This window comes from Streptomyces sp. NPDC090106 (assembly GCF_044747265.1).
Classification (GTDB): Bacteria; Actinomycetota; Actinomycetes; order Streptomycetales; family Streptomycetaceae; genus Streptomyces.
This window is the reverse complement of sequence record NZ_JBIVDS010000006.1, coordinates 394,630-414,167: the sequence shown is the minus strand read 5'-3', so window position 1 is coordinate 414,167 and position 19,538 is coordinate 394,630. Positions and strand designations below refer to the sequence as shown.

At 73.9% G+C, this 19,538-nt stretch carries 19 protein-coding genes and 1 pseudogene; 5 read left to right on the top strand and 15 right to left on the bottom strand.

Annotation, left to right across the window (positions count from 1 at the left end; all coding sequences use genetic code 11):
* Positions 1–2,796 carry a CHAT domain-containing protein gene (locus ACIPSE_RS21965; RefSeq protein WP_401664802.1) on the bottom strand — a complete coding sequence of 932 codons (2,796 nt, stop codon included), beginning with the start codon at positions 2,794–2,796 and terminating at the stop codon, positions 1–3.
* A gap of 77 nt (positions 2,797–2,873) precedes the next feature.
* Positions 2,874–4,133, bottom strand: coding sequence for a sensor histidine kinase (locus ACIPSE_RS21960; protein ID WP_401664801.1), 1,260 nt, complete (start codon positions 4,131–4,133; stop codon positions 2,874–2,876).
* A 169-nt stretch (positions 4,134–4,302) separates the two neighbouring features.
* On the opposite strand from ACIPSE_RS21960, the gene ACIPSE_RS21955 reads away from it, so the two are divergent.
* On the top strand, positions 4,303–4,503 hold the full coding sequence (locus tag ACIPSE_RS21955) for a hypothetical protein (protein WP_401664799.1): 201 nt from the start codon (positions 4,303–4,305) through the stop codon (positions 4,501–4,503).
* Between the two features lie 195 nt (positions 4,504–4,698).
* On the opposite strand, the gene ACIPSE_RS21950 is transcribed toward ACIPSE_RS21955, so the two are convergent.
* The 3 genes from ACIPSE_RS21950 to ACIPSE_RS21940 all read right to left on the bottom strand — a co-directional run bounded on the left by ACIPSE_RS21950 (position 4,699) and on the right by ACIPSE_RS21940 (position 6,797).
* Positions 4,699–5,085, bottom strand: a complete 387-nt coding sequence (locus ACIPSE_RS21950; RefSeq protein ID WP_401664798.1) for a ribonuclease domain-containing protein — start codon at positions 5,083–5,085, stop codon at positions 4,699–4,701.
* Between the two features lie 85 nt (positions 5,086–5,170).
* Positions 5,171–6,076, bottom strand: a complete 906-nt coding sequence (locus ACIPSE_RS21945) for a DMT family transporter (protein WP_401664797.1) — start codon at positions 6,074–6,076, stop codon at positions 5,171–5,173.
* Positions 6,077–6,185: 109 nt separating this feature from the next.
* Positions 6,186–6,797: a dihydrofolate reductase family protein gene (locus tag ACIPSE_RS21940; protein ID WP_401664795.1), complete on the bottom strand. Its 612-nt coding sequence runs from the start codon at positions 6,795–6,797 to the stop codon at positions 6,186–6,188.
* Positions 6,798–6,963: 166 nt separating this feature from the next.
* Between ACIPSE_RS21940 and ACIPSE_RS21935 the strand changes: the two are divergent.
* Positions 6,964–7,613: pseudogene (locus ACIPSE_RS21935) on the top strand (SDR family oxidoreductase).
* 63 nt (positions 7,614–7,676) lie between these two features.
* Here the strand turns inward: ACIPSE_RS21935 and alc are convergent.
* Positions 7,677–8,807: an allantoicase gene (gene alc, locus ACIPSE_RS21930; protein ID WP_401664793.1), complete on the bottom strand. Its 1,131-nt coding sequence runs from the start codon at positions 8,805–8,807 to the stop codon at positions 7,677–7,679.
* 49 nt (positions 8,808–8,856) lie between these two features.
* On the bottom strand, positions 8,857–10,194 hold the full coding sequence (gene allB / locus ACIPSE_RS21925) for an allantoinase AllB (protein ID WP_401664792.1): 1,338 nt from the start codon (positions 10,192–10,194) through the stop codon (positions 8,857–8,859).
* 283 nt (positions 10,195–10,477) lie between these two features.
* Here allB and ACIPSE_RS21920 point away from each other — a divergent pair, with 283 nt between their 5' ends.
* Positions 10,478–11,269, top strand: a complete 792-nt coding sequence (locus tag ACIPSE_RS21920; protein ID WP_401664791.1) for an IclR family transcriptional regulator — start codon at positions 10,478–10,480, stop codon at positions 11,267–11,269.
* A 20-nt stretch (positions 11,270–11,289) separates the two neighbouring features.
* Here ACIPSE_RS21920 and ACIPSE_RS21915 read toward each other — a convergent pair whose 3' ends face one another.
* Entirely contained in the window at positions 11,290–11,577 is a 288-nt protein-coding gene (locus tag ACIPSE_RS21915; RefSeq protein WP_401664789.1) for a DUF5955 family protein, read from the bottom strand.
* 194 nt (positions 11,578–11,771) lie between these two features.
* Between ACIPSE_RS21915 and ACIPSE_RS21910 the strand changes: the two genes are divergently transcribed.
* Both ACIPSE_RS21910 and aceB read left to right on the top strand, forming a co-directional pair.
* Positions 11,772–12,371 carry an NTP transferase domain-containing protein gene (locus ACIPSE_RS21910; protein ID WP_401664787.1) on the top strand — a complete coding sequence of 200 codons (600 nt, stop codon included), beginning with the start codon at positions 11,772–11,774 and terminating at the stop codon, positions 12,369–12,371.
* A 184-nt stretch (positions 12,372–12,555) separates the two neighbouring features.
* Complete coding sequence (gene aceB, locus ACIPSE_RS21905) at positions 12,556–14,181, top strand: malate synthase A (protein ID WP_401664785.1); 1,626 nt, start codon at positions 12,556–12,558, stop codon at positions 14,179–14,181.
* Between the two features lie 36 nt (positions 14,182–14,217).
* On the opposite strand, the gene ACIPSE_RS21900 is transcribed toward aceB, so the two are convergent.
* The 7 genes from ACIPSE_RS21900 to ACIPSE_RS21870 all read right to left on the bottom strand — a co-directional run bounded on the left by ACIPSE_RS21900 (position 14,218) and on the right by ACIPSE_RS21870 (position 19,458).
* The gene (locus tag ACIPSE_RS21900; protein WP_401664783.1) at positions 14,218–14,514 is read right to left on the bottom strand and encodes a SelT/SelW/SelH family protein; all 297 of its coding nucleotides are present in this window, start codon (positions 14,512–14,514) and stop codon (positions 14,218–14,220) included.
* Positions 14,511–15,416 carry a HipA family kinase gene (locus ACIPSE_RS21895; RefSeq protein WP_401664782.1) on the bottom strand — a complete coding sequence of 302 codons (906 nt, stop codon included), beginning with the start codon at positions 15,414–15,416 and terminating at the stop codon, positions 14,511–14,513. The genes ACIPSE_RS21900 and ACIPSE_RS21895 overlap by 4 nt, the downstream gene beginning before the upstream one ends.
* Before the next feature lie 54 nt (positions 15,417–15,470).
* Entirely contained in the window at positions 15,471–15,725 is a 255-nt protein-coding gene (locus ACIPSE_RS21890) for a hypothetical protein (protein WP_401664781.1), read from the bottom strand.
* A 71-nt stretch (positions 15,726–15,796) separates the two neighbouring features.
* Positions 15,797–17,020, bottom strand: a complete 1,224-nt coding sequence (locus tag ACIPSE_RS21885) for a glycosyltransferase family 39 protein (RefSeq protein WP_401665045.1) — start codon at positions 17,018–17,020, stop codon at positions 15,797–15,799.
* A gap of 50 nt (positions 17,021–17,070) precedes the next feature.
* A complete protein-coding gene (locus ACIPSE_RS21880) occupies positions 17,071–18,282 on the bottom strand; it encodes a glycosyltransferase (RefSeq protein ID WP_401664780.1) in 1,212 nt (403 codons plus the stop codon).
* 118 nt (positions 18,283–18,400) lie between these two features.
* Entirely contained in the window at positions 18,401–18,940 is a 540-nt protein-coding gene (locus tag ACIPSE_RS21875) for a hypothetical protein (protein WP_401664778.1), read from the bottom strand.
* Positions 18,941–18,951: 11 nt separating this feature from the next.
* Positions 18,952–19,458 carry a SigE family RNA polymerase sigma factor gene (locus ACIPSE_RS21870; protein WP_401664777.1) on the bottom strand — a complete coding sequence of 169 codons (507 nt, stop codon included), beginning with the start codon at positions 19,456–19,458 and terminating at the stop codon, positions 18,952–18,954.
* Positions 19,459–19,538 lie beyond the last annotated feature (80 nt).

Genomic DNA, 19,538 nt, shown 5'->3' with positions numbered 1-19,538 from the left:
TCACCGGCCGAGGTGGGTGAACCCGGCCCAGGACGTCAGGTCGTCGGCCCTGATCCGCGCCACCCGTTCCCGGAGCTCGGCCGGCATCCCGGGCGGCGGGCGGCGGTGGTCGTCGAGCATCCACAGCTGGGCTCTGCGCAGGGCCTGTCCGGGCGTCAGTCCGTCCCGGACGAGATGGTGGTGGGTCAGGTACATCAGCAGCGAGGTCGCCTCGTCGGGCACCGGCCACAGCGAGCCGACGACCGAGCGGGCGCCCGCGACGAGGAACGCGGTGGCCAGGCTGTACGCCTCGTCGTGGCCGCGCCCGGAGACGTTCGTCCGGCAGGCCGCGAGCACCACCAGGTCCAGGCCGTCGTAGCGGTCGGCACCCTCGGTCAGCTCCTCTGCGGCCAACGTGCCGCCGGACAGCAGGAGTTGGGCGCTGTGCCGTCCGCCGGTCCGGACCTCGCCGTGGCAGGCGAGGTGCAGCAGGCCGCCGCGCTGCCGTGCCAGCCAGCCGGTGACGGCGGCGGGGGTGGCCTCGCCGGGGCCGAGGAGTTCGCCGTCGGCGTGGAACGCGCCGTGGATGGCGGCGGCCTCCACGCCCGCGTGGTGCAGGTCGCGGGTCGGGTCGCCGACGACGAGGGCCTGGCGGGGGCCGGTGGCGGGGCGGGAGGCGATCTCGCAGAGCAGCCGGGCCGAGGGCGTGTAGGAGATCGCGGCGTCCTGGCAGGCGTGCCGCCGCCGGACGCGGGCCGCGTGCCAGGGCACGACGCCGAGGTCCGCCATCGGCACCAGCACGACGGACGGCACCCGGCCGAACCCGCGCGGGAGCGTGGCGAGAAGCGGCCCCATGACCGTCGTACCGGCCCAGTCGCACAGTCTCGCGAGGGCGGCGCCGTCGGTGGCCGGGCGGGGCGGCGGGACGGCGGTGGGCGGGCCTCCGGCGTCGCGTCCCGCGGCGCCCGCGGCGCGGTAGGCGGTCAGCTCGGGTGCGTCGAGGGCGAGTCCGGGCAGGGCGACGGTGCGGACGGCGGCGTCGGCGGTGACGACGAGTGCGGCTCCGGGGCCGGACTCCTCGCCGGGGACGAGGTAGACGAGGGCGGTGGCGCCGAGGGCGCGTAGGGCCTGGCCGATGGCGTCGGGGGCGGGCGTGTCGAGGAGGCGTGCGCGCGCGGGGGACGCGGCGAGGGCTTCCAGGACGCGGCGGCGCAACCGGCTGGTGGGGCCGCCGGCCGTCGTGGGCAGGCCGGTGAGCAGGGCCTCCTCGTCCGGTGCGGGGACCGCGCCGCCCGCGGCACGCCACTCGTCGGCGAGGTCGGCGCGGCCCAGGCCGCCGAGCAGGGCGGGCACCGTGGTCGCGACGGTCGCCGCGTGCAGCACCAGGCCGCGTCCCGCGTCGAGGGCGCGCACCGCGTCGGCGGTGGCCCCGTCGGCCAGGCACCAGCGGGCCACCTCGGCGGCCTGCTCGCCCGCGCGCCGGGCGGTCTCGGCGGCGTGCCCGGTGCCGGACTGGAGCAGGACGGTCCAGGCGGCGGCCCGCAGCGACTCCAGGCCGAGGCGGCGGGCCTCGTCGTGGTGGGCGCGGCGGACGCGCGCGTCGAGGTCGCCGCGGGCGCGGTGGCCGCGGGCCAGGGACATCGCCGTGTTGCCCCACAGCGGGTGGTGGGGTCCGCCGGTCAGGCGCAGGGTGTGGCGCAGCCAGGAGACGCCCTGGTCCAGATGGGGACCGCGCAGGTGCGGGGGCGCGATGCCGGCGTCGGCCAGCGCGCAGTGGCCGACGCCGAGGGAGCCCGTGGTGCGGATCCAGCGGTCGTCGTCGGGTTCGAGGAGGTCGAGGGCGGCCTCGCGCAGTTCCAGCGACTCCAGGAACCCCTGGTGGTCCCGGGCGATCATGGCCCGCACACCCTGGGCGAAGGCGGCCTCCCCGAGCTTGTCGGCCTGGACGTTCAGGGGCAGTTCGGCGATCCGCCGTCGTACCTCGGCCGCAGGTACGACGTCCCGGTCGCCCTCGGGGACGGGCTCCAGGCGTCCGGTGCGCCGGGCCCGCAGAACCGTCAAGTACCCACGTGCGGCTTCGATGTCGGCCTCGAAGGCCAGTCGGTCCATGTGGCCGTCGGGCAGGTGGGCGAGTGTGTCCTCCAGGACCCGGATCTGGTCGGCGAGCATCGGTTCGTCGTGGCGGCGCATCGCCTGGTGGACCCGGAAGAGGGCGACCTGGCCCGCCATCATGCGGCGGGTCTCCTCGTCCTGGCCGGGCCGTTCGGCGAGCCGGGCCAGTTCGGCGACGGCGGCGTCGAAGTCGTCCTGGCCACCGCCCAGTTGGGCCAGCTGGGCGCGGACGGCGGCGCGGGTGATGAGCAGCTGGTCCCGGACCGGGCCGTCGGGGTGCGCCGCGAGGGCGTCCTCGATGCGGCGGACGGCCTCCTCCATCTCGTGGGGTTCTCTGAGGTGCTGGACCCCGAACAGGCCGTTCACGGCGAGGACGTCGGCCTGCCAGCGTTCGTCGGCCGGGCCGTGTTCCCGTGCCGCGCGCAGGAGTTCCTCCTCGCGGGCCCGGTCGACGAGGGGCTGGCCGAGGCGGAGCATCGGCAGAACGGCGAGCACTTGTCCGGCCCGCATGCCGGAGGCCGTTCCGCCGGCGGGGAGTGCCGCCCAGTCCGCGTACAGCCGGTCGTAGGCCTGGGCCGCCGTCGTGCAGCCGAGCCGGTCCAGGACCAGGGCGGACAGCCGGCCGAGGTCGTGCGTCTCGACCACGCCTCCGGTGGTCTGCCGCACCTCCCAGAGCAGCGCGGTCAGGTCGTACGGTGCCGTCACCACGTCTCCCTCGTCGCGCGCGTCCGTCACGGCCTCAACGGCCGTGCGCGGCAACCACGTTAGCGAGGGCCGGGCGGTCAGCCCCAGGGCAGCCAGGCCCGGACCTCGAAGCCGCCGGCCGTCGCGGGGCCGTGCTCCAGTCGTCCCCCGGCCAGGGTGGCCCGTTCGGTGAGGCCGATCAGTCCCTGTCCCGAGCCGGGTACGGGGGTCACCTCGCCGTCGGGGGCGGGGTTGCGGACGGTGACGGTGAGGCCGTCGCCCGGGGCGCCCTCGACGGTGACGGTGACCTCGGTGCCGGGCGCGTGCTTGCGGGCGTTGGTCAGGCCCTCCTGGGCGATGCGGTAGGCGGTGCGGCCGACGGAGGCGGGGACGGCGGCCGGGTCGGTGACACGGCTCGCGAGGGTGACCTTCATCCCGGCCTCTCGGGACTCGGCGACGAGCGCGTCGAGGGCGACCAGGGTCGGCTGGGGTCGGCCCGCGTCGTGGTCGTCGCCGGCCCGCAGGACGCCGATGATCTCGCGCAGGTCCTGGAGGGCCTCGTGGGCGCTCTCCCGGATGACGCCGGCGGCCCGGACGACCTCGGCCCGGGGTGCGTCGGGCCGGAACTCCAGGGCGCCCGCGTGCACGCTGAGGAGGGTCAGCCGGTGGGCGAGCACGTCGTGCATCTCGCGGGCGATGGCCTCGCGGGCCAGCCGCTGCGCCTGTTCGGCGCGGAGCCGGGCCTCGGTCTCGGCGCGCCGGGCGCGGTCCCGCAGGCTCAGCATGAGCTGCCGCTTGGACCGTACGACCATGCCCCAGGCGATCACCACGGCGGTCATCAGGACACCGATCAGGACCTCGGCGAGATAGGGCAGGTCGGGGTCGGGGCGCAGCCAGAAGCCGAGCGGGGTCAGGGCGATGCTCGCGCCGCCCACCCAGGCCACGTACCGGAAGGGCCGGTGCACGGCGAGCGTGAACAGGGCGATCATGCAGGCGCCGCCCGCGGTGTCGGAGAAGACCCCGACGGGCACGGTCGCGACGGCGAGCCCGAGCGGCCAGCGGCGCCGCAGCCAGACCGCGGCGCAGGCGACGGCGCCGATGAGCTGGTCGAGTTCGGCGACGGTCTGGGAGACGTGGGGGTTGTCGGACACCGACTCCGCGCCGACGATGCCGATGAAGACGGCGACGGCGAAGCAGCAGAAGTCGACGACCCAGTCCCGGGCGGTGCGCCGGGGCCGCCGCCCGGGGCGTTCGGCGTCCGGGTCGAGGTCCTTGAGCACGGCGGAGGGAAGCAGCCAGCGCGCTTCCGTGAAGGCCGGGCTCACCACAGCCTGTTTGTCACCACTCACGGTCGACAAATCTACGCACGGCAAGCGCCCCGTGGCCGCGTACGGGCCCGATCACCGACCAAAGTCGCGGCCCCGGCGACTTTCGGCGCACCCCGGCCCCGCGCGCGGGGACTTCCGTCGCCCGGGCACCGACCCCTGGCCGACGCGGAGGTCCGCCGCGCCGGGTGACCCTTGCCCCATGAAGCATTTCCTCGAACTGATCGGCTTTCTCGCACTGGTGCAGGGCGTGGTCGGTCTGGCCGGCGTGTTCACCGACTGGCACTGGGGGCTGGTGCAGCGGGTGGGCTTCCTCGACGGCCACGAGCTCTACGCGAGCCTCGCGCTGGTGGTCCTGGCGATCGCCCTGTTCGCGGCGGCGGAGAGCCGCAAGCCGGGCTGAGGGGGCGAGGGCGGTGACATGGCTCGCCCCGCGGCCTGTGGGGGGGGTGGGGGGTCCGCGGGGCGAGCGTGTGCGTACTGCGTGTTCAGCTGTGTCGCACGGGAGCCGGAAGCCGGGCCGAACGCGGGCCCGGCTTCCGGCCGGTCTCACCGTTCCTCGGGGCGTCGGTGGGGAAGCGGCCTGAGGGACCTCGACTCAGCAGTCGTAGTCGATCAGGTCGAACGACGCGTAGTGGTCGGAGGTGTAGTAGTCCTCCTCGTAGTCCTGACCCGTCACGACGCGGCGCGCACCGCGCGTGGACGAGCCGGGCGTGATGACCGTGTACTCGTGGTAGTAGCCGGTGGACTGGCTCGGCAGGATGCCTTCGCGGTTCTGGAAGACGCTGCCGTCCTGCGAGTACGGGTACGGCCCGCCGGCCTCGATCAGCTCCAGCGTGTCGTACGCCTGCGAGGGCAGGTCGCTGTAGCAGATGCTGCCGACGGCGGCGGAGGCCGGAGTGGCCGCGACCGTTCCGCCCACCAGGAGGGCGGAGAGGACGGCGGCCGCCGCGCCGATGCGGGTGATGCGTGGGGGGAATCTCATGGCTCCATGATGACGCGCGTAGACAGTGGCATGTCAATGACAACTCCGGTGATTTTCCCGTCGCGTCCGATGAATTTTCGCGGAGTTAACCTGCCGCCCGGCGCCCCCACGCGGTCCCCACGAGAACCAGCGCGCCGCCCGCCAGGCCGATCGCGCCGAGCCGTTCGCCGCCGAGCGCGATCCCCGCGAGGGCGGCCCACAGGGGCTCGGTGCCCAGGAGCAGGCTGACCCGGGAGGGGGAGGTCCGGCGGACGGCCCACATCTGCACGAAGAACGCGAACAGCGTGCAGAACGCGGACAGGAAGAGCAGTCCGGCCCACTCCCGTGCCCCGAAGGCCTCGGCCGTCTCCCACGGGGTGGCCTCGGCGCCGGTGGCGAGGAGGGCGAACACCAGGACGGCCGTGCCGAGCTGGACGGTGGTCACGGGCAGCGCGGCGGCGTCCCGCAGCGACCTCACGCGGGCCATGACGAGGACGTGCACGGTCCGGGCGACGGCGGCGAGCAGCATCAGCAGGTCGCCGAGGGAGGGCCGGGTGAAGCCGGCGCCCTGGGTGAGCAGGACGACCCCGAGCACGGACAGGGCCGCGGCACCGAGGAACGCCCGCGAGAGGCGGGTGCGGGTGACGGCGGACTCGGCGAGCGGCGTGAAGACCATCGTGAGGCTGATGATCAGGCCGGCGTTCGTCGCCGAGGTGTGGACGACGCCGTACGTCTCCAGCAGGAAGATCCCGCTCAGGATCAGCCCGAGCAGTCCGGCGCCGCGCCACTGGGCGGCGGTCAGGGCGGCGAGGGCCCGGCGGCCGGTGACGACGAGGACGGGCAGCGCGAGCGCGAAGCGCAGCACGAGCACCGCGATGACGGTGCGGGCGGTGGTGATGTCCTTCGCGGCGAGATAGCTCGCGCCCCAGACGACGGCGACGAGCAGGACGGGCAGGTCGGTCGACCAGGTGCGGCGGGGCGCGAGGGCGCCCCGTACGGCGATCGAGGACATACGGGCGGCTCTCCCGGTCTCCGAGGGTGACGTGGAGACGGCGGCGGCTCGCACGGGGAGCGATCACCGTACCGGCCCGGTCCGGGCGCGGACCAGGCGTTTCTTCGGCCTAGAAGGAGCCGTACGCGGGTCGGCCCGCCCAGTCGTACGTCTGGATGGAGACGCCCTGGGAGGTGACGAGGCCGGAGCGGCGGGTGAAGGCGGTGGGCAGGCCGCCCTCGGCGAAGAGACGGCGGCCCGCGCCGAGCAGGACGGGGAAGGTGAACAGGTGGATCGTGTCGACGAGGTCGAGGGCGAGCAGCGAACGCAGCAGGGCGCCGCTGCCGTGGACCTGGAGCTCGCCGTCGACGCTCTCCTTCAGGTCGGTGACCTCCTTGGCCAGGTCGCCGCCGAGCACGGTCGTGTGGGCCCACGCGGGGTCGGTGAGGGTCGACGAGGGGACGTACTTGGGAAGGGAGTTGAGCTTGACCGCGACGGGGTTGCCGGGGTCGGTGACCTTGGGCCAGTACCCGGCGAAGATGTCGTAGGTGTGCCGGCCGAGCAGGAACGCGCCGACGGCGCCGAAGACCTCGTCGATGAACCGGCCGCCCTCCTCCGCCGAGAAGTAGGGGACGGTCCAGCCGCCCTGGTCGAAGCCCCCGCCGGGGTCCTCCTCCGGGCCGCCGGGGGCCTGGTAGACGCCGTCGAGGCTGACGAAGATCTGGGAGACGAGCTTGCCCATGACGGGTGCCTGCTTTCCGGTGAGTGGAGCCCTGGTCCGTTGTCATCAGTGCAGACCCCGGCGGCGCCCGCAATTCATCGGTCCGGTCCCGGTCCCTGTGTCGCGCGCCGGCCTCGGTGTCCGTTCGCCGCCGGCGGCCGGGCCCGCGCGCCGCTGGGACGGAGCCATGACGACGACACTGAACGGCAAGGCGGCCCTGGTGACCGGCGGCAGCCGCGGCATCGGCGCCGCGACGGCCCTGCGGCTCGCCCGTGCCGGCGCGGACGTGGCCGTGACCTGTCCGAGCGGGGAGGAGGCGGCCACGGAGGTGGTCCGGCGCGGGCGCTGGGCGGGCTGGACGTGCTCGTGAACGACGTGGGGGTGGGGGTGCCGGGCCCGCTGGAGGAGCTGTCGCCCGGGGACGTCGACCGGGTGCGCGCGGTGAACGTGCGCGGCGTGTTCCTGGCGTCCCGGGCGGCGGCCTCGCGGAGGGGCGCGGGCGGGCGGATCATCACCGTCGGGACGTGCATGACCCAGCGGGTGCCGGGTCCCGGGGGCACGCTCCACGCGATGAGCGAGTCGGCGCTCGTCGGCCTGACCAAGGCCCTCGCGCGGGAGCTGGGGCCGCGCGGGATCACGGCGAACATCGTGCACCCGGGGCCCACCGACACGGACATGAACCCGGCGGACGGCCCGTACGCGGCCCCGCAGGCGGCGCTGACCGCGCTGGGGCGGTTCGGGACGGCCGAGGAGGTCGCGTCGGCGGTGGCCCATCTCGCGGGCGCCGGCTACGTCACCGGCGCGGAGTTCGCGGTGGACGGGGGCCACGCGGCCTGACCCGCGCGTGGGGCGCACCTGGGCTGTCGGGCCCCGGTGCGCCCCCGCGCGCGGGCGGGCGGGTCAGCCGCCCAGCTCCTGGTGGCGGGCGGTGAGCGCCGCCGCGCCGGACTCCGTCAGGGAGCCGAACAGGCGCAGCCGGGAGATGCCGCCGTCGGGGTAGATGTCCACGCGCGCGTGGGTGCCGACGGCCGGGGTCGGCAGGACGAAGCGGTGGTTGGTGTCGGGCTGGAGGCGGGTGCGCGGGAGGATCTCGTGCCAGTCGCCGTTCTCGCCGTCGCGTACGGACACGGAGGCCCAGCCGGCGCTGTTGCCCTTCAGATAGGCCGTGTCGATCTCGATGGCGCGGATCTGCGCCTGGGACACCAGGCGGTAGCCGATCCAGTCGTTGCCCTGGTCGCGGCGGCGGCGGGTCTCCCAGCCGTCGTCCATCTTGCGGGAGCGGCCCGGCTGGATGGTGTTGGACGCCGGGGAGTAGAAGAGGTTGGAGGCGTCCTCGGCCCGGCCGCCGTTCTCCAGGGCGACCACGTCGAAGGTGCCGAGGACGGAGAGCCACTGCGGGTCCGGGACGACCTCGCCGTGCACGCGCAGCCGGGCGATGCCGCCGTCGGGGTGCTGGTTGATCCGCAGGTGGGTGAAGCGCTGCTCGACGGAGATCTCGAAGCCGTTGGCCGCGTGGCCGCCGACCGCCGTGCGCGGGACGAGGACCGTCCACTTCACGTCGTCGCCGAGGAGTTCCTCGGGGGACGGGGAGCCCGGCACCGACGTGGCCTCGATCGAGACCGCCTGCGGGTAGTTGCCGCGGAAGTGGGCGGTGTCGACGACGATCCCGCGGATCACTCCGGGCGCGCCGAGGCGGATCAGCGCCCAGTCGTGGTCGTCGGCCGTCGGCCAGGGGTGGCCGGCGGAGGTGCCGCGGCGGCGCCTGGTCTCCCAGCCGTCCATGATCTTGCCCTTGTGGCCGAAGTGCTCGGGGTCGAACTCGGCGCGCTCGGGGATCAGCAGGTTCTCGCGCTGGGCGAAGAACTCGTCGTTGGCGGCGACGACTCCGGCGCCGAGCTGCCGGGCGGCGAGGTCGGCGTACCGGGTGAAGGGGAGGTCGGCGGTGCGGTAGTCGGCGTACGGATCACCTCCGCCGTACGGGTTCGCGTCGCCGGTGAAACGAGCCTGCGGGAGTTCGGGCTGCGCCGTCACGGGATAAGTGCCTTTCTGGAGTCGGCCGCTGCGGGTGCGGAGGTCTGGATCAGGGGGTGCGGGTCAGCAGTTGGCCCTTCGGGTCGGTGAACTCGCCGTCCGCGACGATGCGTTCGCCGCGCAGCCAGGTGGACTTCACGACGCCGTGGAGGGTCTTGCCCGCGTACGCGGTGACCCGGTTGCGGTGCTGGAGTCCGGCCGGGTCGACGCGGAAGGTCTCGTCGGGGGCGAGGATCGCGAAGTCGGCGTCCCGGCCCGCCTCGATGGCGCCCTTGCGGGTGAGTCCGACGAGTTCGGAGGTCCGCGCGGACATCCAGCGGACGACGTCCTCCAGGCCGTGGCCGCGCCTGCGGGCCTCGGTCCACACCGCGGCGAGGCTGAGCTGGAGGCCGGAGATGCCGCCCCACGCGGTGGCGAAGTCGTCCGTCTTGAGGTCGGCGGTCGACGGCGAGTGGTCGGTGACCACGCAGTCGATGGTGCCGTCCGCGAGGGCCTGCCACAGCAGGTCCTGGTTGGCGGCCTCGCGGATCGGCGGGCAGCACTTGAACTCGCTGGCGCCGTCGGGGACTTCCTCGGCGGTCAGGGTCAGATAGTGCGGGCAGGTCTCGACGGTGACGCGGACGCCCTCGGCCTTGGCGGCGGCGATCAGCGGCAGCGCGTCGGAGGAGGACAGATGGAGCACGTGCACGCGCGCGTCCAGCCGTTTGGCCTGGGCGATGAGCTGGGCGATGGCCGTGTCCTCGGCGTCGCGCGGCCGGGAGGCGAGGAAGTCGGCGTACTTGGGGCCGCCCTGCTGCGGGGCGGCCTCCAGGTGGTGCGGGTCCTCGGCGTGCACGATGAGGAGGCCGCCGAAGGAGGCGATCTCGGCGAGAGACTGGGCGAGTTGGTCCTGCCCGAGGTGCGGGAACTCGTCGACGCCGGACGGGGACAGGAAGGCCTTGAAGCCGAAGACGCCGGACTCGTGCAGCGGGCGCAGGTCCTTGACGTTGTCGGGCAGGGCGCCGCCCCAGAAGCCGACGTCGATGTGCGCCTTGTCCGCGGCGACGTCCCGCTTGGTGCGGAGGTTGTCGACCGTGGTGGTCGGCGGGAGGGAGTTGAGGGGCATGTCGACGAGGGTCGTGATGCCGCCGGCCGCCGCCGCGCGCGTGGCGGTCCAGAAGCCCTCCCACTCGGTGCGGCCGGGGTCGTTGACGTGCACGTGGGTGTCGACGAGGCCGGGCAGGACGACGTGGTCGCCGACGTCCTCGAGGCGGGCGCCCGCCGGGACGGGCGCGTCGTACGGCAGGACGGCGGTGATCGTGCCGCCGGAGACGGCGATCGCGGCGGCGCGCGTCCCTTCCGGCGTGATGACGCGCGTCGAGCGCAGCACCAGTTCAGCGTCGGACACCCGGACCCCTCTCCGTCACCGCTCCACTTCCGTCACCGGCCGACTCCGGCCGGTTTACTTCCGCGTAACGGAATTCAACTTTCTGTTGAAGGAGTCTTCACTCCCGCTCCCGCGCCGTCAAGGGCACACTTCCTCGCGGAACCCCTCACGCCCACACTCTGGACGTTTCCACTAGACGGAATTAGAATTCCGACAGGCAGAACGTAGCTACGCACCACCGGGGAGTCGACCGACCGCCGGGTAGGCTTCTGCCCTTCCCGCCAGGTCCCGAAAGGAACGCGCCGTGCCGACGTCCCGCGCCAGCACCACCGACTCCGCCAAGTCCGGCGGCGGGGTCCAGTCCCTAGAGCGCGCCTTCGATCTGCTGGAGCGGATGGCGGACGCGGGCGGCGAGGTCGGCCTCAGCGAACTGTCCGCGAGCAGCGGGCTGCCGCTGCCGACGATCCACCGCCTGATGCGCACCCTGGTCGTCTGCGGTTACGTCCGTCAGCAGCCCAACCGGCGCTACGCCCTCGGCCCCCGCCTGATCCGCCTCGGCGAGTCCGCGTCCCGGCTGCTGGGCACCTGGGCCCGCCCTTACCTCGCCCGGCTGGTCGAGGAGACCGGCGAGACGGCGAACATGGCACTCCTGGACGGCGACGAGATCGTCTATGTCGCGCAGGTGCCGTCCAAGCACTCGATGCGGATGTTCACCGAGGTCGGCCGGCGCGTGCTGCCGCACTCCACGGGCGTCGGCAAGGCCCTCCTCGCGAACACCCCGGACGCCGAGATCCGCGCCCTGCTCTCGCGCACCGGCATGCCCGCGGCGACGGAGCGGACGATCACCACCCCGGACGGCTTCCTCGCCGCCCTGGAGGACGTGCGCCGGCTCGGGTACGCGGTCGACGACAACGAGCAGGAGATCGGCGTCCGCTGCCTCGCGGTGTCCGTACCGGACTCCCCCACCGCCGCCGCCATCTCCATCTCCGGCCCGGCGGGCCGGGTGACCGAGGCGGCCACGGACAAGATCGTGCCGGTGCTCCAGCAGATCGCGCAGGAACTCTCCGAGGCCCTCGCCACACAGAACCCCGCGTGACGGCCCGCGCCCGCTGAGCCTCAGCCCCGGCCCGGCTCGCTGAACCGGTCGACCGCGTCCCGTACGTCCGTCAGGCCGCGGGACAGCGCGCTCACCGAGCCGATCGCGCCCGCGATGAGCAGTAACGAGCGGCGCAGGCGCGGGACTTCGGGGGTGCCGTCGAGGGTCATCGCGGCCAGGGACGCCAGTTCGTCCTCGGCGATGACCCGGTCGGGGAACTCCGCCGGATGCGCGGCGAGTTCACGGCGCAGCCTGGACACGGCGGCCCGCAGTCCCGCCACTCTCGGGTCCTCGTCGCTGCCGGTCACTGGCCGCCTCTGCCCCAAGCTCCGCAACACAGCTCTCCCCCCGTGCGCGCCGTCGTACGCCCCCGCGGACGTCGGTCGGACGCGCGGGGACGCGGGTCAGTAAACCCCCGCCGCGCCACCGCGCGCCACCGTGCCGACCGAAATTCAGCCGATGGAAACCGGCCCCTCGCGCACGCGTCCGGTATGCAGGAGCCATGACGCACAGCACAGAGCAGGTCACCGGGCTCCTCCTCGCCGCGGGCGGGGGCCGCCGGCTCGGAGGACGCCCCAAGGCGCTGCTGGAACACCGCGGCAGGCCGCTCGTGGAGCACGCGGTGGGCGCCCTGCGGGCGGCGGGCTGCTCACGGGTGCACGTGGTCCTGGGGGCCGCCGCCGACGCCGTACGGGAGCGGGCCGCGCTGGAGGGCTGCGTGGTCGTGGTCAACCCCGGCTGGGCGGACGGCATGGGCTCCTCCCTTCGAGCGGGTCTCGACTCGCTCTCCGGTACGGGGGCCCGGGCGGCGCTGGTCTCGCTCGTCGACCAGCCCGGGATCGGGGCGCCGGCGTACGCGCGCGTGCTGGCCGCCTACACGGACGAGACCTCGCTCGCCTCGGCGGCGTACGACGGGGTGCGCGGGCATCCGGTGCTGTTCGGCGCGGCCCACTGGGCGGGCATCGCGGCGAGCGCGACCGGGGACCGGGGGGCGCGCGCCTATCTGGCGGCACACCGGGAGGCGGTCACGCTCGTGGAGTGCGGGGACGTCGCCGAGCCGTACGACATCGACACCACAGGCGATCTGGAGCACCTTGAGTGAGCGGGGTGGCACCGAGCGCCACCTTGCCTCGACCCTGAGAATCTCGACATCAACAAACCATTGAAGTTCCACAATGAGGAAACTAGTATCCACTGTTCAGAAGCGTCCCCCTGATCGCGGGGCGCTCTCCGACGTACCCGGTTCGACTGGCACCCGGTGCCACCGCTGAAGGAAGTGACCGCTCATGTCCGCACCAGCGCCGTCCCCGCTGGCCATCGTCGACGCCGAGCCCCTGCCCCGGCAGGAGGAGGTCCTCACCGAGGCGGCCCTCGCCTTCGTGGCCGAGCTGCACCGCCGGTTCACGCCGCGCCGGGCCGAGCTCCTCGCCCGCCGCGCCGAGCGCCGCGCCGAGATCGCCCGCACCTCCACGCTCGACTTCCTCCCCGAGACCGCCGCGATCCGCGCCGACGACTCCTGGAAGGTCGCCGACTGCCCGCCCGCGCTGCTGGACCGCCGCGTCGAGATCACCGGTCCCACCGACCGCAAGATGACCATCAACGCCCTCAACTCGGGCGCCCGGATCTGGCTCGCGGACTTCGAGGACGCCTCCGCGCCGACCTGGGAGAACGTGATCCTCGGTCAGGTGAACCTGGCCGACGCGTACACGCGCGCCATCGACTTCACGGACGCCGCGAGCGGCAAGTCGTACGCCCTGAAGGGGAACGACGAGCTGGCGACGGTCGTCATGCGCCCGCGGGGCTGGCATCTCGACGAGCGGCACCTGGTCGACGCGGAGGGCGCGGCCGTGCCCGGCGCGTTCGTCGACTTCGGGCTGTACTTCTTCCACAACGCGCAGCGGCTCCTCGACCTCGGCAAGGGCCCCTACTTCTACCTCCCGAAGACGGAGTCGTACCTCGAAGCCCGCCTGTGGAACGACGTGTTCGTCTTCGCGCAGGACTACGTCGGCGTCCCGCAGGGCACCGTCCGGGCGACCGTCCTGATCGAGACGATCACCGCGGCGTACGAGATGGAGGAGATCCTCTACGAACTCCGCGACCACGCCTCCGGGTTGAACGCGGGCCGCTGGGACTACCTGTTCTCTATCGTGAAGAACTTCCGTGACGGCGGCGCCGCGTTCGTCCTGCCGGACCGCAACCTGGTCACGATGACGGCCCCGTTCATGCGGTCGTACACCGAACTCCTCGTGCGCACCTGCCACAAGCGGGGCGCGCACGCGATCGGCGGCATGGCGGCGTTCATCCCCTCGCGGCGGGACGCCGAGGTCAACAAGGTGGCCTTCGAGAAGGTCCGCGCCGACAAGGACCGGGAGGCGAACGACGGGTTCGACGGCTCCTGGGTCGCCCACCCCGACCTGGTGCCGATCGCCATGGAGTCCTTCGACAAGGTGCTCGGCGACCGCCCGAACCAGAAGGACCGGCTGCGTGAGGACGTGCGCGTCGAGGCCGCCGACCTGATCGCGATCAGCTCCCTGGACGCGAGGCCGACCTACCCGGGTCTGGTCAACGCCGTGCAGGTGGGCATCCGGTACATCGAGGCGTGGCTGCGCGGGCTCGGCGCGGTCGCCATCTTCAACCTCATGGAGGACGCGGCCACCGCGGAGATCTCCCGCTCCCAGATCTGGCAGTGGATCAACGCGGGCGTCGAGTTCGAGAACGGCGAGAAGGCGACGCCGGAGCTGGCCCGCAAGGTCGCCGCCGAGGAACTGGCCGCCATCCGCGCGGAGATCGGCGAGGAGGCCTTCGCGGCCGGCCACTGGCAGCAGGCGCACGACCTGCTCCTGGAGGTCTCCCTCGACGAGGACTACGTGGACTTCCTGACGCTGCCGGCGTACGAGCAGCTGCGCGGCTGAGGTCCGCGCGCGGACCGGTCCGGGGCCGGGCGGGAGCTACTCCTGCCCGGCCCTCTCCTGCCCGCTCCTGTCCGAGTGGCCCAGGGGCTTGTCCGGGGCCACTCGGTCGCGTACGGCCTGCTTCACGGCCGTGGGCTCGGGGAAGCCCTGCTCCTTGCGGTCCCAGACGACCTCGTCGTCGACGCGGACGACGAAGATCCCGCCCTTGCCGGGCCGCAGCGCGAGTTCGGTCAGTTCGGTCTCGAAGGTGGTCAGCAGTTCCTGGGCGAGCCAGGCCGCCCGGGGCAGCCAGCGGCACTGGGTGCAGTACTCGATCTCGACACGGCCACTCATCCGAGGTGCACCGACCAATCCTGTTCCGCGGCCGGCTTGCCGTGCAGGTCGGGGACCCGCTTGAGCCACGGCGGCCGGCCTTCCTGTGTCCTCGCCGCCCGGAGGGCCTCCTCCGCGGCGAGCTCCTCCCGGGTGGGGAAGTCGGTGGGGAGCCAGGCCGCGGACGCCCGCACGCGCGCGTGGAGGTACGTCACGTACGCCTCGCGGGCCTCGTGCGGTGTCGCGAAGCCGGTGAGCCAGGCGTCGGGGACCTCGGCGACGATCCCGCGCAGCAGTTCCTCGGTGACCCTGGGGGCCAGCTCGCGGTCGGCGGCGCGGACGTCGGGGGCGTACTGGCCGAGGGCGTGGTGGCGGAAGTCGTAGGCCTTCTCGGGGTCGGCGCCGTCCCAGCGGTGGTGGAAGACGAGGGCGGCGCCGTGGTCGATGAGCCACAGGCGCGGGGGCGCGGTGCCGAACGTGGGCCAGACCATCAGGTTGGAGCTGTGGACCGTGCGGTCCACGTTGGTGGTCAGGGCGTCCAGCCAGACGATCCGGCCGGCCTCCAGGGGGTCCACGCGCGCGTGCCGGGCGACCTCGGGCGTGAAGTCCCGCGCACCCGGCAGATAGTCCATGCCGAGGTTGACGCCGCGGCTCGCCGCGTGCAGTTCGCGGACCTCCTGGTGCGGCTCGCTGTCCGCGATCGCCGGGTCGAACCGGACCAGCACCAGTTCGGGGAGGCGCAGCCCGAGCGCGCGGGCCAGCTCACCGACGATCACCTCGGCGACCAGCGCTTTCGTGCCCTGCGCCGAGGCGGTGAACTTCACCACGTACATGCCGAGGTCGTCGGCCTCGACGACCGCGGGGACGGAGCCCCCGGAGCGCAGGGGCTCGACATAGCGGGTCGCGGTGACCTCTCTCAGCATCGTTGAAGGCCCCACCGTTCGTTCGTGCTGTCCGGCCAGCATCGTAACGGGCGGTCACCTGCGTCCGCGGCGGCGGATCTCCCGGAGGGCGAGCAGGAGCGCCGCGAGGTTCAGCGGGAACGCGACGGCCTCGGCCGGCTCGTGCACCCCGAAGGCCCGCAGCAGGCTCGTCCCCAGGGCGACCAGGAAGAACGCCAGGGGCAGGTACCGCCGCCAGGGCGGGAGGCCGCGCATCCGGGCGACGGACACGGCGCACCACAGGGTGACGGCGGACAGGGCGAGCCCGAGGGCGGCGACGAGGAAGAGCACGGGGTCCAGCCGATCACATGGACGCCCGCGGCGGAAGAGAGATCTTCACGACCGGCCGCAGCACACACCGGTCACGGGACCCCCAGTTCGAACAGGGCGTACCCCGCGTACGAGCCGGAGGCCAGGGCGGCGACGGCGAGGAGGACGAAGCGGTGGACGGCGCCCAGGCGGCGCAGGGCGACGGCGAGCGGCAGGAACAGCGGGAAGGCGGGGAGGAGGTAGCGGGAGACGTTGCTGAAGATCTGCTGGCTGCCCAGGACGAGGACGAGTGTCAGGACGGTGTGGACGACCAGGACGGCGGGCGGGCGCAGCCTCAGCAGCAGCGGGAACAGGGCGGCGGCGAGCAGGACGACGGCGACGCCGATCAGGTCCGCGTAGGGCCAGGAGAACAGGTAGTCGCCGTGGCCGACCGGGACGTTGGTGAGGACGTCGAGGGTCTGCCGTCCGAAGTCCCACTCGTGGGCCCAGGCGCCGGACTGGAGCGTGAAGTATCCGCCCGGGTCGCCCGTGCGGTACCCCACCCAGCCGAGGTAGCCGAGCAGGCCCAGCGGGGCGACGGCGATCGCGGCGAGCGGGCGCGGGACACCGTCGCGGCGGCGGCGCAGCTCGACCAGGGCCGCCACGGCGACGGCGGCGATCAGGGCGCCCGCGGTGGGCCGGTTGAGCCCGGCGCAGCAGGCGAGCAGGCCCGCGGTGAGCCAGCGCCGGGTCATCACGGCGTGGCAGGTCCAGGCGGCGAGGGCGACGTAGAGGGAGTCGGAGTAGACCGCCCACTCCACCCCGGAGCCGGGCCACACGGCCCACAGTCCGGCCGCGGCGAGCCCGGCCCGCCGCCCGGCGAGACGCTCGGCGACGGCGTGCACCCCGAGGGCGGCGACGAAGGACGCGACGACGGAGACGGCCATCCCGGCGCCGTAGGGGCCGAGGCCGGTGACGGCGGAGACCAGCCTCATCAGGGCGGGGTAGAGCGGGAAGAACGCCGCCGCGTTCCCTTCGAGGGTGATCAGGCCGGTGGCACCGGGGATCTCCACGAGAGCGGGGTGGTAGCCGTGCACGGCGATCTGCTGGTACCACCAGCCGTCCCAGGTGGCGAGGACGTCCCAGGGGTGGGCGCCGCCGCCGAAGCGCGGGTTCTTGTGCCGGAAGTCGCCGGCCGCGTCCAGCAGGTACATGAAGGAGGCGAAGCCGATGAGCTTGAGCGTGCCGTACAGGGCGAGGACCGGGCCGAGGCGCGCGAAGGCCCGGCGCGCGCCCGGCCACCGGCGGGGGGCCTCGGCGGCGGGCGGCTCGTTCAGTCGCGCGTTCCAGGGGGTCACGGGGGTGTCCGGGGCGGTGCCGGTCGGGGTCACGCGCGGAACACCCACGCCCGAAAGAGCAGGAACCGCAGCACGGTCGCGGCGAGGTTGGCCGCGAGGAGGACGGCGAGTTCGGTGCCGTGCGCGGCCGAGGGCGAGGCGTGGTGCAGCGCCGCGAGGGCGCCGCTCGTGAGGGCGAGGCCGATGAGGAGGACGACCAGCCCCTTGGCCTGCTGGCGCAGCGCGCCGCCCCGGCCACGGAGCCCGAAGGTGAGCCTGCGGTTCGCGGCCGTGTTGGCGACGGCGCAGAGCAGCAGCGCGACGGCGTTGGCGGCCTGGGCTCCGGCGGCCTGGCGCAGGGCCGCGTAGAGCAGCAGGTGGGCGAGGGTGCTGACGGCTCCGACGGCGGCGAACCGCAGCAGCTTGCCGACCGCGGCGCCGCCGGTCCCCTCCGTGCGGCGCAGCGCCGCCGGCGACAGCGTGCCGCGGGTGAGGGCACCGCCGACGCGGGCGATGCCGCGCAGGTCGGCGAGGGCGGTGGCGAGGACGTCGACGCGGCTGTCGGGGTCGTCCACCCAGTCGACGGGGACCTCGTGGATGCGCAGCCCGGCGCGCTCGGCGATCACCAGCAGCTCGGTGTCGAAGAACCAGCCGGTGTCCTGGACGAGGGGCAGCAGCCGTTCGGCCACGTCCCGCCGTATCGCCTTGAACCCGCACTGGGCGTCGGAGAAGCCGACGGCGAGGGTGGAGCGGAGCAGGGCGTTGTAGCAGCGGGAGGTGATCTCCCGTCTCGGTCCGCGCACCACCCGGGCGCCGGGGGCGAGCCGGGTGCCGATGGCGAGGTCGGAGTGGCCGGAGATCAGCGGGGCGACGAGGGGCAGGAGCGCGGCGAGTTCGGTGGACAGGTCGACGTCCATGTAGACGAGGACCGGCGCGGGCGAGGCCGACCAGGCGGCGTGCAGGGCCCGGCCGCGGCCCTTGTCCGGCAGCCGTGTCCAGCGGGTGCCGGGGAGTTCGGCGGCGAGCCGGGCGGCGATCCGCGGGGTGGCGTCGGTGCTGGCGTTGTCGGCGACGGTGATCCGGAACGGGTACGGAAAGTTCTCGCTCAGGTGCGTGTGCACCCGCCGCACGCTCCGCTCCAGGTCCCGCTCCTCGTTGTGGACGGGGACGACGACGTCCACGACGGGGTCGGGCGGAGCGGTCGGCACGGGGGTGCGCCGCGGGAGCCTCCCGGGGTTCTCGGGGGCCGGGTTCCGCGCCATGAGCGAGCCGCCTTCTGTCACTGTTCGTCCTTGTCCGTGGGCTGGTTCGGGGCATGCCGAAGCCGGTCGGGGCGATGCCTGGGAAGCGGGTGGAGGGGCGGAGGGGGGCCGGGACCGGCTATCCGGAGGTGGGCGAGACGGTGGAGGTGAAGGTCTGCGAGGACGTCCCGACGGACGGTTCGCCGGTGGTGCCGGTGGCGGACGGGGGCGGCACGGTGGTCGCGGGCGGCGACACGTAGGCGTCCCCGGTCGGGGTCATGGTGGCGGTGGCCGTGCCGGTGCTGCCGGCGGTGGGCGTCCCGCCGAAGGTCGCGGTGGGCGTGTCCGTGGGCGTCCCGGTGGGGGTGTCCGAGGGGGTCGGGGCGCTCGTGCCGGGGTCCGGGGTGACGCCCTGGGTGCCGGAGGGCGCCGGGCTGGTCGCGGGGGGGGGGCGGGGGCCGCTGGGTTCTACGCGGGTGGGGTGGCCGGGCAGCAGGAACAGCCCGAGGCCGAGGCCCGCGACGGCCAGGACGGAGCCGACGGCCCGCCGCACGGCACGGGCGCGCCTGCGGGCGGCCACCCCGTCCCGGAGGCGGTCGCGGTGGCGCGGTTCGAAGGACACGGGCTGCTGGGCGGTGTCGTGCATCATCCGTGTCAGCTGCCGCTCGAAGTGGTCCATGGCGTCCTCCTTCACCGCGCGGGCTCGACGACGTCGTCCAGGAGCCGCCGCAGCCGCGCCACGCCGCGGCTGGCGTGGGAGCGTGCGGTGCCCACCGGGCAGCCGAGCACGTCCGCGACCTGGCCCTCGGGCAGGTCCTGGTAGTAGCGCAGCACCACCGCCACCCTTTGCTTCGCGGGGAGTTGGGCGAGGGCGGCCTCCAGCCGGGAGCGTTCGGCGACGTCGGCGGACACATCGCCGGTCACGGGCGTCTCGGGCAGCCGTTCGACGGGGCGTTCGCCCCACCAGCGGCGCTGTCCGGCACGGGCCGCCGCCCGCACCATCACCTTGCGGACGTACGCCTCGGGCACCTCCTGACCGACCCGGGGCCAGGCGAACCAGAGCTTGACCAGGGACTCCTGCACGAGGTCCTCGGCCCGGTACCGGTCGCCGCCGACGAGCAGCCGGGCGAGATGGACGAGCACCGACCAGCGGGCCGCCACGAACGCGTCGAACTCACCCGCCTGTCCCTGATCCATCCGCACTGCCCTTGCTCCCACCGGTCGCCTACACCAGGGAAAAGGCACTGAACGGCGGGTCACGCTGCACTCGGGGACCG